The sequence below is a fragment of the Mastigocoleus sp. MO_188.B34 genome (genome assembly GCF_030065675.1).
In the GTDB taxonomy this organism is placed as follows: domain Bacteria; phylum Cyanobacteriota; class Cyanobacteriia; order Cyanobacteriales; family Nostocaceae; genus Mastigocoleus.
This window is the reverse complement of sequence record NZ_JASJDK010000174.1, coordinates 1-12,537: the sequence shown is the minus strand read 5'-3', so window position 1 is coordinate 12,537 and position 12,537 is coordinate 1. Positions and strand designations below refer to the sequence as shown.

General features: G+C 35.0%; 9 protein-coding genes and 1 pseudogene. 8 read left to right on the top strand and 2 right to left on the bottom strand.

What is annotated here, in order from left to right; translation table 11 throughout:
* Positions 1 to 239 precede the first annotated feature (239 nt).
* From hpsO to QNJ50_RS26485, 3 genes are all read left to right on the top strand, one after another.
* The gene (gene hpsO, locus QNJ50_RS26495; protein WP_300641589.1) at positions 240 to 1,415 is read left to right on the top strand and encodes a hormogonium polysaccharide biosynthesis glycosyltransferase HpsO; all 1,176 of its coding nucleotides are present in this window, start codon (positions 240 to 242) and stop codon (positions 1,413 to 1,415) included.
* 62 nt (positions 1,416 to 1,477) lie between these two features.
* Positions 1,478 to 2,692 (top strand): hormogonium polysaccharide biosynthesis glycosyltransferase HpsP, encoded by a 1,215-nt coding sequence (gene hpsP, locus QNJ50_RS26490; RefSeq protein WP_300641587.1) that lies wholly within the window; start codon positions 1,478 to 1,480, stop codon positions 2,690 to 2,692.
* A 551-nt stretch (positions 2,693 to 3,243) separates the two neighbouring features.
* Entirely contained in the window at positions 3,244 to 3,651 is a 408-nt protein-coding gene (locus tag QNJ50_RS26485; protein ID WP_300641585.1) for a response regulator, read from the top strand.
* 493 nt (positions 3,652 to 4,144) lie between these two features.
* Here the strand turns inward: QNJ50_RS26485 and trmB are convergent, their stop codons facing one another.
* Positions 4,145 to 4,786, bottom strand: coding sequence for a tRNA (guanosine(46)-N7)-methyltransferase TrmB (gene trmB / locus QNJ50_RS26480; protein ID WP_300641583.1), 642 nt, complete (start codon positions 4,784 to 4,786; stop codon positions 4,145 to 4,147).
* A gap of 463 nt (positions 4,787 to 5,249) precedes the next feature.
* Between trmB and QNJ50_RS26475 the strand changes: the two genes are divergently transcribed.
* Positions 5,250 to 6,476, top strand: coding sequence for a metallophosphoesterase (locus QNJ50_RS26475; RefSeq protein ID WP_300641581.1), 1,227 nt, complete (start codon positions 5,250 to 5,252; stop codon positions 6,474 to 6,476).
* On the opposite strand, the pseudogene QNJ50_RS26470 reads toward QNJ50_RS26475, so the two are convergent.
* Positions 6,471 to 7,541: pseudogene (locus QNJ50_RS26470) on the bottom strand (FIST N-terminal domain-containing protein); the annotation flags it as partial. The gene QNJ50_RS26475 and the pseudogene QNJ50_RS26470 sit on opposite strands and share 6 nt — an antisense overlap.
* Before the next feature lie 442 nt (positions 7,542 to 7,983).
* On the opposite strand from QNJ50_RS26470, the gene QNJ50_RS26465 reads away from it, so the two are divergent.
* The 4 genes from QNJ50_RS26465 (at position 7,984) to guaA (ending at position 12,018) form a co-directional block, all read left to right on the top strand.
* The gene (locus QNJ50_RS26465; RefSeq protein WP_027842240.1) at positions 7,984 to 8,205 is read left to right on the top strand and encodes a Calvin cycle protein CP12; all 222 of its coding nucleotides are present in this window, start codon (positions 7,984 to 7,986) and stop codon (positions 8,203 to 8,205) included.
* A 442-nt stretch (positions 8,206 to 8,647) separates the two neighbouring features.
* On the top strand, positions 8,648 to 9,238 hold the full coding sequence (locus QNJ50_RS26460) for a DUF3177 family protein (protein WP_300641578.1): 591 nt from the start codon (positions 8,648 to 8,650) through the stop codon (positions 9,236 to 9,238).
* A gap of 245 nt (positions 9,239 to 9,483) precedes the next feature.
* Positions 9,484 to 9,783 (top strand): hypothetical protein, encoded by a 300-nt coding sequence (locus tag QNJ50_RS26455; RefSeq protein WP_300641575.1) that lies wholly within the window; start codon positions 9,484 to 9,486, stop codon positions 9,781 to 9,783.
* Positions 9,784 to 10,395: 612 nt separating this feature from the next.
* Positions 10,396 to 12,018, top strand: coding sequence for a glutamine-hydrolyzing GMP synthase (guaA, locus tag QNJ50_RS26450; RefSeq protein WP_300641573.1), 1,623 nt, complete (start codon positions 10,396 to 10,398; stop codon positions 12,016 to 12,018).
* Positions 12,019 to 12,537 lie beyond the last annotated feature (519 nt).

Here is a 12,537-nt window from a genome sequence, read left to right as displayed (position 1 = left end):
AGGACTTACGCAAGTGTCACAATTGGTGGTTGGTGCGTGACGCTATAAGTCTGATTCTTACGTTCAGATATTTTCACAGCGTCACACACCCTACAGGAAAAATATGCCAGTTGCGTAAGTCCTAAAATAGACAAAAACCTAGAAAAATATATAAATCAGGTGGTTAGTTCCATAACTAATTACCTATCATCTGCTATTTCCTAATCGCGAACCCCTAATAGCTAATCTCCAAGACATAAATGAAAATATTAGTAGCAAGTCATACTTATATCGTTAATCTGAATTGTGAAAAGCTACGAGCTTTATCTAAATTAGCACCAGATATTGAAGTAACAGTTTTAGTACCAAAGCGCTGGAGACCTGGTGGAGTACAAAAAAAAATTACTGAAGCTCAATATTATGAGGAAGATTCATTTCGTATAATTCCCATTACTAACTTCAGTCAAAATCATCAAGGTTTATTAACATTTGGTACAGATTTAATAGGAGTTATACGTAATTTCAACCCTGATATTGTTCAAGTAGAACAAGGTTCGAGGGGATTAGCTTATGCAGAAATTATTACTTTAAATAATTTATTAGGAATAAAAGCAAAAAATATATTTTTTACCTGGTGGAATCTTCCATATCAGTTAAATTTTCTAGCTAGTTTTTTAGAAAAATATAATCTTAAATACAGTCATGGAATAATTTCTGGGAATCAGGATGGAGCAGAAATTCTTCGTCAGCGTGGTTATCAAGGTTTAATTAAAGTGATGCCTCAATTAGGTGTAGATGATACATTATTTAAACCTAATTCACAGCCAGAATTAAAACAAAAATTAGGTATTACAGATACAGATTTTGTCGTTGGTTTTGTTGGCAGATTTGTTCAAGAAAAAGGGATACTAACATTACTCAAATCTTTAATCAGTATCAAAGATAAACCTTGGAAATTTTTATTACTAGGAAGAGGTGAATTAAAATCAGAAATTATTAATAAAGCTACAGAAAATAATATTCAAGACCGAATAATTCTAGTTGAAAGTGTTCCCCATCATGAAGTTTGTAACTATATCAATTTGATGAATACTTTAGTTCTACCTTCTGAAACTACGTATAAATTTAAAACTTTAACTTCTGTGGGTTGGAAAGAACAATTCGGTCATGTAATTATTGAAGCAATGTCATGTCAAGTACCTGTAATTGGTTCCAACTCTGGAGAAATACCTCATGTAATTGGTGATGCTGGTTTGGTATTCCCAGAAGGTGATGTCAAAGCACTTGCAAACTGTTTATTGCAATTAATAGAAAAACCTGGATTTGCTGAAAATCTTGGTTTGATGGGTTACCGCAAAGTTATTGCTCAATATACCAATAAAGCTTTAGCTAAACAACAACTAGAGTTTTATCAAGAAGTTATTAATAATGAATAATTGGGGATTGGGTATTGGAAGAAGTAGATAAATAATAAATAGCTAATAAGAATAATAAATAAATGCGAATACTTCAAATAGTTCCTTCAATTTCTCTAATTTATGGTGGTCCTAGTCAAATGATACTAGGATTAGCACCTGCGTTAGCACAACAAGGTATAAGAGTAACTGTTATTACCACTAATAGCAATGGTGATACTGGTCAAGAAACTCTGGAGGTACCTTTAAATCAAGTAATAGAACAAGATGGTTATCAAATAATTTATTTTAAATGTGCGCCATTTCGTCGCTATAAGTTTTCTATTGATTTGTTCCGTTGGTTAAATCGTCATGCTCATGAATTTGATTTAGCCCATATTCATGCTTTATTTTCACCAATTAGTAGTATCGCTGCGACAATTTGTCGTCGTCACAAACTACCTTATATATTACGTCCTTTAGGGACTCTAGATCCTGCCGATCTACAAAAGAAACGAAAATTAAAACAGCTTTACGCAGCTGTTTTAGAGTCTCCTAATTTAGCCAATGCTGCTGCGGTTCATTTTACTAGCGAACAAGAAGCAAAAGTTTCAGAAAGATTTGGAAGAGTAACAAAAGATTTGATACTTCCTTTAGGAGTAGCTAAATTAGAAGAGAAATATAGTGAAGTGATTCACTATGATAGAAAACAAATCATCCTAGATAAATACAATATTTATGGAGATTTTCCTTTAATATTATTCATGTCTAGGATAGACCCAAAAAAAGGTTTAGATGTTTTAATTCCTGCTTTGGAAAAACTTTTATCAGAAAATTTTAAATTTCATTTTGTATTAGCAGGTACCAACCCGCAAAATCTAAGTTACGAACAAAAAATAAAAAAACAAATTGAAGCTTCAGAATTAAAAAATTGTACTACCATAACAGGTTTTGTAACCGGAGAGTTGAAATCTGTATTATTACAAGCTGCTGATTTATTTGTTTTACCCTCCTACTACGAAAACTTTGGAATAGCTGTTGCTGAAGCAATGGTGGTCGGAACACCAGTTGCAATTTCAGACCAAGTACATATTTCCAGTGAAGTACGCGATAGTAAATCTGGGTGGGTATGTGAAGTAAGCGTACAAGCTCTAGCAAATATATTACGGGAAGCTCTAAGAAAACCTGAAGAAAGACAGTACCGTGGTTTACAAGCACAGCAATATGCATTACAGCATTACAGTTGGGATGCTATCGCTAGTAAAATAATCATGAAGTATCGAGATATTATTAGCCAAAACACAATTATGATTAATTAAATTCTGACTAATTAAACTCTGATTAATTAAAACTCCGACCGATTAAAATTCTAGTTAATTAAATTGTAATTTTACATCGACAATAATCAATTTATTCCCATTTTTACTATTTAATCACTGCTAGCGTAGCTATTTTGTGATTCTTGATTGTGATATGGGGTATAAATAATAGTTATATCTTAATAGAAAAAGCCAGAGCAAATGCAACTGGCGTTGAATATTTACGAGTGATAGATTGTATGGGCAAGATATATAAATCTTATTTTGCTCAAGAAAAAAAGCAGTGATTAAAATCACCTTTATTTACTTAACACAGACAAGCTGCAAACAAAGTATTTATTAGTACAAATAACCTAAGTAAAATTCACTTTTGGAATTAAAAAATATTGTAATTTCGTAGTGATTTATATCATTGTTTATCTATTTATTTAATAGAAAATGATTACAGATTACTGAAGTCAATAATAATACTTTTAACTCTGTATCCTATATTAAAAGTAATGTTCAGAAGCATCTACAATTTTTTTACACTTCGTTTTTGATGCTTAAATATGATTTTTTCACACAAAAATAATGATATCAAACATATTCTTGTTTGTGATGATATTGTAGATAATTCACTCTTATTACAAGTTGTTTTAGTTGCTGCTGGCTATACAGTTGATGTTGCTTATAGTGGAAAAGCAGCACTCGACAAAATAGAATCGAAGATTCCTGATTTATTATTATTAGATTTTATGATGCCAAGAATGAATGGGTATCAAGTTATTCAACATATTAGACAAACCCCAAAGCAGTATTTTTTCCCTATTATTTTGATGAGCGCACATTCTCCTTCAGATATTGGTAAAGAATGTCTCGAAATGATTGATGCTTTTATCTCTAAACCATTGGAAATTGAAGGATTAGTCAATCTCATACAATCTTTAAGCTATCCAAAAGTATCAGTAAATTATTAATACTAATATGGGGGTTTTCGGTTGAGTGTAGTACACTTCGTAGAGACGTATTAGCGCCTAGCGCAAGCGTACCGTAGGTATTGCGTGACCGTAAGGTCATAATTTTACGTCTCTACATTTGGGAATTAGAAAATGTATTTGATTCAAATGAAAACTGCTATATTTATTGGACAAAGGTGAAGTACCCACTAACAAGCCACAATATGAAGAGAAATCACATCTAGTTTGCCAGACTTTACATTATTTATGATATTTATCACCTAATTTTGTATCTGAGTATACCTGCTTTCAAGCCAGATTTATGAAAAAATCAGACAAATCACATTCATAATAAAACCCTAACAAGACCTTAATAACTGCCTTGACAAGACAAGGCAGTTTTTTTGTGAGAAAAACATAGGATAAGCAAATACTCAATCTTGCTTACCTTAAATAAATCATAGGGAAAACTCTATAAAGTAATTCTAAATTTTTGATACTTTGTGCTTCTGTGCTATGTATTTCTTCTTTTAAATACAGTTCGATATACCGGCTTATTTTTTTCTAAAGTATATATTTCCCTTTCAGTTTGTATGGGTAAAGGATTTTCTGTTAACCACCCTTGCTCATTTTCTTTGTAGAAAGCAGGATGCTCGTTAAAGCGATCGCACATTTCCTGAGCAACAAACTCAATATCTGATTGCAAAAATACCATACCCCCAGATACTAAATATTCAGAAATCTCATTAACTAACTGGGGTTGCACCATGCGCCTTTTTGCGTGGCGTTTTTTGAACCAAGGATCGGGGAATTGAATGGTCACACGTTGTAAAACACCTTTAGGTAAAGAAGATAACATATCTTGTAATGGGTTGTTGGTGTTGGAAAACAAGTAATGAAGATTATTCAACCCCAAGGAATCTCGCCAATTATTGGCGTCATGAACTAAAGGTTCGCGAATTTCCAAACCGAGAAAATTCCAATCTGGTTCCACTTGCGCCATGTTCAATATAAATTTTCCTCTTGCACATCCAATATCGAGAAGTAATGGTTGCTCTGGTTGAGCATAAATTTTCTTCCAATCAATCGCAGTAATTTTTTGTTGGTATTTGTGGGAAAGTGGGTTTACATGTTGACGAACTCTGATTGCAGCCAAAATTTACATTCCTTTTTGCGATAAATTACATATTTTTATATAAAAATTCAGTTTCGCTTGCGTTCGCAGAAGTACTGTTTAGCTATATTTACTCTTAAAATTAGACAAATTCTTAATAGAAAACACAAATTATACTGAATTTCGAGTGGAATTCAAGGAGCAATTCTATATCAGTTTTGCTAATAACATTAGAATCATAATAGAAACAATTAGATTTTTATCTAAAAACAAAACATTAACTTTTGTCAATTCCGTAGACAATAGAACAAAGAATTAAAATACTTTCACTGACGCGTTCAAATGTCAATCAGTCGTAATTATGATTTAAGTAAATATGTTTTTCTTTGAGACTAAATATATACAAATATTAATTCTTATTGTTTGTACTATTACTAGCGAAGAAAGTTATACTCATTTAAAAAGCCTTTTAAAATTCGAATTTGAAAATTTTACTTATATTTCAATGACTCTTAAATTTCGGTTTGCCATTATCAGTGACTTACATATTGGACTTCCCGAAACAATTTGGGATCATCCAAGTAGATTTCACTTAGTGGAAGTGAGTATTCCAGCATTCGAAAGCGCCCTTGAACATTTATCACAATTAAATCTTGATTTTTTATTGTTGCCAGGAGATTTAACTCAACATGGAGAAGCAAAAAATCATACTTGGTTACAACAAAGATTAAGTAAGTTACCTTTTCCTACTTACGTCATACCAGGAAATCATGATGTTCCCGTATTAGAAGCAAACGAGCAATCCATAGCTTTTTCTACTTTTCCTAGTTACTATCGCAAGTTTGGTTACGCTGATACTGAAGAACTTTACTACACTTGTGAATTAATCCCCGGAGTTAGATTAATTGGTCTAAACTCCAATTATTTTAACGAACAAGGAAATCAAATCGGGCATTTAGGTGATAAACAATTACGCTGGTTAGAAAAAGTACTGACACAAGCAAAAAATGAGCTTGTCCTAGTGATGGTACATCACAACGTAATAGAGCACTTGCCCAATCAATCTCGTCATCCAATGGCAAGTCGTTACATGTTGGATAATGCTCCAGATTTATTGGCTATTCTCCGACGCTACGGGGTAAAACTAATATTTACAGGACATTTACATGTACAAGATATTGCTTACAGTGAGGGAATATACGAAGTAACAACAGGTTCTTTGGTCAGCTATCCCCATCCCTACAGGTTACTAGAATTCCACGAAGATAAATATGGCAGAGAATGGTTACAGGTAATGTCCTATCGTGTTGAGTCAGTACCCGAATTTCCCAATCTGCAGTACAGTTCCCGCAAGTGGATGGGCGATCGCAGTTTCCCATTTCTTGTTAAGTTTTTGACATTACCACCCTTAAATATTCCGTTAGCTCAAGCAGAAGCAATGGCTCCCAGTTTACGGGAATTTTGGGCAAATATTGCTGATGGAGATACCTTATTTGATTGCGATCTGTTCCCAGAGAAAATTGGTAATTACTTTAAAAAATATGCTGCATTAGCCGAAGATGGCACCCTAAATCTAATTGATAACTGCAGCACTTTATTACTCTCCGGCTTGTCTGCAAATACCAAATACCGAGGTAAAACCATGCAGAAAAGTATTACCGCCCACAGGACCAATTTCACCACTACAGAAAAAGCCAGCCAAAGGGATATCTTTAATGTAGCGTCTAAATAATTTAGAATCAAAATTGGGTTTACCGTAGAGTCCTTCTCCCCTACCCAAGCAAGAAAACATTAAAGCACAGGCTGCCTGACCTTTATTATCGCGCTGACTTTGGTATTGCTCTAGGAGTAACTCTAGATCAGAAGCAGAAGTCCGCGCATCCCGAATGTGAAATTGTAAGCGTTGTCCTCTGCGGACGCGATCGCCAATGGCAAGTGCTCCAGCAGAGGGGTCAACTCCCAATAATCTACGAACTAAAAAGTCTCCTCGTCCCAAAGAAGATTTAAATTCATCCATCGCCACGCCCACATACAAGGAATTTTGTGCTAACATTCGTTCTTCTTCTGTAAGACTATCAATTAGATCACGCAATACAATTAATGGGACTTGTCGATCTAATTCTAATATGATGTTACTATCACCCTTAGTGATTTGATAAGGCTGACCAATAGGTCGACACCCTTGTGCAACAATACTTTCTAAAATAATATTCCCGCTTAAGGCAATACCTACAGTTCCTTCCCGATACAAGCGATCTTGATAAAAAAGTGCAACGCGACCGCCAATACTGGAACTTGCTTGTCCTCCGATAGTCACTGAACCGGGATAAGCAAAATCTAACCCTTGTAATAAATCATTAATACCAGCAGGATCGTGACCTGCAAATAAAATAAATTGAGGCTTAGAAGAAGGTGGGACATTAATTAAATCTACCCATTCATCCGGAGAACTATCTAAGTCTGGTAATTCTTCAGCTATCAAGTGAAAAGGTTCAATTTCTACATCTGGCAAGTAGGCTAATGTCAAGCTTAAAGCTGGCTCTGCTTCTAATTCTTGAGTCACTCCTGATTTTGTCATCCCAATCACACCAGAAGCACTACAACCAATTAGTACCGGTACTGAAAGTTTTTCAGCAAGTAAAGGCATGAGTCGGGAATATTCGCTGGTAAATGCAGACGAAATGAAAACCAGTCCTAAATCTGCAGGTACTGCGAGCAAAGATGTTGCTTTTTCGACAACATCTGTAATTGCTGCTTCTAGGGAAGGACGGGTTGAGAGAGCATTTGCCCACCGCATTTTGTCTGACATTAATCTTAATTCCCCTTGCTTTATTTGAGGCTTTTACTTACTCTTTGCTTCTCCCATAAAAGTATAGAATATATCCTACGGAAGACTTTGCCAAGCATAAAAACCATAGTGTCTTGCCCCATTTAGGATCGAGCAGACATTTAATTTCCGGCTTGTCCTACAAATATAGTCCACAGACATTCTATTATTCATTTCTGATGAATAATAATTTATAAAAATATTAAAAGATCCAAAGGATGAAAACCTCAGAATAATTACCCTGGAAGTTCGATAATGACTTGTGTGAGCTAAATATAATCTCAATCTCACTTAGTAATAAATTACTAAAGGTCGTAGTCTAATTATGTAAAATGAAGACACATAGCGACATTAATTGCCTATGTAGGAATTTTTCTATACTTGTATTAACAACATAAAGGTAAGAAAAACAATGAGTGATATCCAGAATAAAATTAGCGAAGAGGTCAAACAAGCTCGTGAGGTTTGCGATACTTCCGGCGATAGTTCTGCAGAATGTGCAGCAGCTTGGGATGCAGTTGAAGAATTACAAGCTGAAGCATCCCATCAACGTCAAGAGAAGCAAAAAACCTCCTTCGAAAAATATTGTGACGACAATCCTGAAGCTGCAGAATGCAGAGTATACGACGATTAGACCATATCAATTTTCAGCTTGTAATTTGAGTTTTTAGGCGAACAACCTCAACAAGTTATTCAGTGTGGGGAATAATCCTAGGCTCCCTAACATTGACTAATAACAGTTCATATTCTATATTCGCAAACAATAACCTCCTTTTGTTCTTGATTTTCGATCTGGAAGGGACAAAAGGAGGATTTATGTATTGCAAGTTATTTATTGCAAATTACTTGTATATATATCAATACCAAGTAAGGAATATGCCATCTCCTAGGCAATAAAAGCGAATAAAACTTAAAATCTATCTAAATTCTTCACCGAGCATCAAAATATCTTTGCCACAGTCAAATTACTGATTATTATATGTTCAGTTGTTAACTGGCTAGTAGCAAGGATTTGTAACGCTGTTAGCAAACAGCTACCGAGTCAGGTTTCCCGATTGATTGTCACTAAAAAAATTATGAATGACCTTTGGTTTACCGGGCTAGTGTGGATGGATTACCGACTAGCAGTATTGTTTACAGTAATCTTACCCCTGATTCTACTAGCTTGGGTATTTGTAGAGAAAGCAGAAGCTATGCAACGCTTGTTAATTATTTACTGGCGCGTAGCAAGTTTGCTTTTAATTACCATTTATTTAATGATGGGTGGTCATGGAATAGCCTTTATTTCTGGACTTGCAGGACGAATCCTAATTCCAATTTCCCTATGGTTTTGGATAGACTTGAACGATGAGATTGAATATCAGCCTAATAGTCCTTTAAAACTGATTTTTTCTTCTTGGCGCTGGGCTATCACTTTATATTGTGTTTTGGGCGCGATCGCTACTTTACCTTTTTTGAATTGTGTTTCACCTGCAAACTTCAAGACAAATTTTTGTCAAGTCTGGTTACAAGCACCATCAATTTTCAAAGAATATTTTCATCATGATAATGATGTAAGTGGTCTAGGAAATTTCGGTATTGTTGGTTTAACAATGTACATAGCTTATTTTTGCTATTTTGCATTTGTTAAGCTTAATAAGCGCGGACGTTCGGCAATCAAACAGTAATGCTTTGTAATTGGAATATTACAAAGTGGAATATTCCAAAAATAGATCTTCTATTGAAGTTGGGAATTCCAAAACATAATTATTCAATATCTTTGCTTTTAATAGCAGTGTAATAAGGCTAACATGGGCAATGACCTTAGCACGCATTATAAGTTGGATATTTAACAGTTAAAAATTCCTTTACTTCTACTTCATATCTCATCGTCAGTTTGATGTGACCAATCCAGACTAGTTTTGAATTTTTTATGCAAGATACAATTGGTAAGCGGTTGGAAAAATATACCGCCAACTATCCCAAAGAAGTTTTGCTTGTATCAGTGGAAATTAATGGCGAAGAAGATAGAATAGCAATTTTTCGAGGATTTGCTAGTTCTTTAATGCGTCCTACCTCCTTCGACCCAGATATTCCTGTTTTGCCCGATAATGCAACCATAATCACCATAGATCGCCTTGAAAGTCCTTACAATCCCGAAACTCCTCGCTATATCGAAAAAGGAATGTCTAGGGAAAATATGGAATCTTTACTATCATCTGTCGGAATTTAATATACTCGAAAAACTTTATACATACATGAGTTCGAGGAATTGAGAAGCCAAACTTCAATATTCCTCATTTTTTATAATTTGTCACTTATTAATTATCATCTTCGTTGTCTTATGAATTACTTTACACTTATTTTTACAGTATTTGTGGAAATCAAAGATAGTTTATCAGTATTAAAAAAGACATATAATTCCATAACAAACAACGTGACTTTAATACAAACAATGTACTTTTGAGACAATAAAAAAAATCTTATTTACTTTGAGTAATACTACTCATATCCAAGTAGTAAATTAAGCTATTACTTGTTTTAATACCTTTGTCAAGATATTGTGAGAACTCAAACAAATTGCGTGTGACCGACAAAATTATGTTAACTTTATATGAATAATCACAAACAGTGAAAACCAATTAATAGTTTTTCGGTAACCACGCCAGACTAAGTTTTTCTTCTTAATACCATTTATACGTATCTGGGTAAAAACAGACGCATGTGAACATGTGTCTGCATGCTATCTAATACCATTATCAACGCGAAAAGAGCGAAAAATGGTATTTAACTAAACCGAATAGCCACTATTTTGTCATTCAATTCAACTCACACTCTCCCGATCATGACTACAGCGGTGACTCTACCAACAGAAGTAATGTCTCAAGAAGAAAAATCTTTGGGACAGGTAAATCGTCAAATGATTGTGATTCTCGACTTCGGCTCTCAGTATTCAGAACTTATAGCCAGGAGATTCAGAGAAACTCAAGTTTATTCAGAGGTTCTTTCTTATCGAACAACTGCAGCGCAACTACGCAAATTAAATCCCAAAGGGATTGTGTTTTCTGGTGGTCCTAATTCGGTTTATGACAAAAATGCTCCTAAATGTGACCCAGAAATTTGGAATTTGGGTATACCGATTTTGGGAGTCTGCTATGGAATGCAACTAATGGTGAAGCAACTGGGAGGAGAGGTTACAAAAGCCGAGTTGGCTGAATATGGTAAAGCATCTTTACACATAGATGACCCCACATATTTGCTTACCAATGTGGAAGATGGCACAACTATGTGGATGAGTCACGGAGACTCCGTACAAAAAATGCCACCTGGATTTGATTTGTTAGCCCATACAGAGAATACTCCCTGTGCTGCCATTGCGGATCATGAAAGAAAACTTTATGGAGTTCAATTTCACCCCGAGGTTGTACATTCCATCGGTGGTTCGGCTTTAATTTCAAACTTCGTCTTTCAAATATGCAATTGCAAACCAACTTGGACAACTGAGGCTTTTGTTGAGGAAGCTATTCGTGAAATTCGTGCCAAAGTTGGTCAAAAACGGGTATTACTAGCTTTGTCTGGAGGAGTTGATTCTTCTACGCTGGCATTTTTAATGCATCGAGCAATTGGGGATCGCTTGACTTGCGTTTTTATCGATCAAGGTTTTATGCGCAAGTACGAACCAGAGCGCTTGGTTAAGCTATTCCAAGAGCAGTTTCACATTCCCGTAGAGTATGTAAATGCTCGCGAACGCTTTTTGTCTGCCTTGAGTGGAGTCATAGATCCCGAGGAAAAACGTCGGATTGTTGGACATGAGTTTATCCGTGTTTTTGAAGAAAGTTCCAAGGAATTGGGACCTTTTGATTATCTGGCACAAGGAACTTTATATCCGGATGTAATTGAATCTGCTGACACCAATGTGGATCCGGGAACTGGGGAGCGTGTCGCAGTTAAAATTAAGAGTCACCATAATGTGGGGGGATTACCCAAAGATCTGAGGTTCAAATTAGTCGAACCACTGCGTAAGCTTTTTAAAGATGAAGTTCGCAAAGTTGGACGTTCTATTGGTTTACCTGAGGAAATTGTTCAACGTCATCCTTTCCCTGGACCGGGTTTATCAATTCGCATTATTGGTGAAGTTACAGCTGAACGGTTAAATATTTTAAGAGATGCTGATTTAATCGTGCGTCAAGAAATTAACCGAAGAGGTCTGTATAACGAATACTGGCAAGCATTTGCTGTTTTATTACCAATTCGTAGTGTTGGTGTCATGGGTGATAAGCGTACTTATGCTTTTCCTATTGTCTTACGAATTATCACAAGTGAAGATGGTATGACTGCTGACTGGGCACGAGTGCCTTACGATGTTTTAGAAGTTATTTCTAATCGAATTGTTAACGAAGTCAAAGGTGTTAATCGCGTAGTCTTTGATATTACTTCTAAACCACCTGGAACTATTGAATGGGAATAGAATTAATTACTTACATGTAATAAATATCACCATTAAGTGGAGGATTAGAAATAAACACACAGAATGTAGTTTGATGCTGATTTTCTAGTTATTGCTTATAAACTATTTTCCCGCACCTACTTTGTCAGCAGCTAACTTCGAATAAATAAATTCTTCCGTAGAGACAAATCATCAATTCGTCTCTACGAAAGTTTTGGTGTGCAGATGTGTGGTTCAAACAAATAAAAATCGTAGCAAGCTGATATATTGCATTAGTTACAAGAACAAAGAGCCAAGCCTCTGAATCTCTTGTTAGCTGTTTTAAGCTGATAAGAGAAGGATAGAGTTGTTATTCTTAGAGTTTTTAATTCTTAGTAAATATGATGCAATATATAAGTTTAAGTGTACTTTGTGAGTGTGATTCGATTTTAATTACAAAGAGTAAATCTTTCCATCAGAGATTGCACTTAATGCTTGAAAAGACTCAATATTGATGTAAGAGTAATTGCTCACATTCTCACAACCACCCAATCATAAATC

Bases quoted from the DNA above. Each gene is read 5' to 3' on its own strand.
- hpsO (WP_300641589.1), top strand. From the start codon at position 240: ATGAAAATATTAGTAGCAAGTCATACTTATATCGTTAATCTGAATTGT.
- hpsP (WP_300641587.1), top strand. From the start codon at position 1,478: ATGCGAATACTTCAAATAGTTCCTTCAATTTCTCTAATTTATGGTGGT.
- QNJ50_RS26485 (WP_300641585.1), top strand. From the start codon at position 3,244: ATGATTTTTTCACACAAAAATAATGATATCAAACATATTCTTGTTTGT.
- QNJ50_RS26475 (WP_300641581.1), top strand. From the start codon at position 5,250: ATGACTCTTAAATTTCGGTTTGCCATTATCAGTGACTTACATATTGGA.
- QNJ50_RS26465 (WP_027842240.1), top strand. From the start codon at position 7,984: ATGAGTGATATCCAGAATAAAATTAGCGAAGAGGTCAAACAAGCTCGT.
- QNJ50_RS26460 (WP_300641578.1), top strand. From the start codon at position 8,648: ATGAATGACCTTTGGTTTACCGGGCTAGTGTGGATGGATTACCGACTA.
- QNJ50_RS26455 (WP_300641575.1), top strand. From the start codon at position 9,484: ATGCAAGATACAATTGGTAAGCGGTTGGAAAAATATACCGCCAACTAT.
- guaA (WP_300641573.1), top strand. From the start codon at position 10,396: ATGACTACAGCGGTGACTCTACCAACAGAAGTAATGTCTCAAGAAGAA.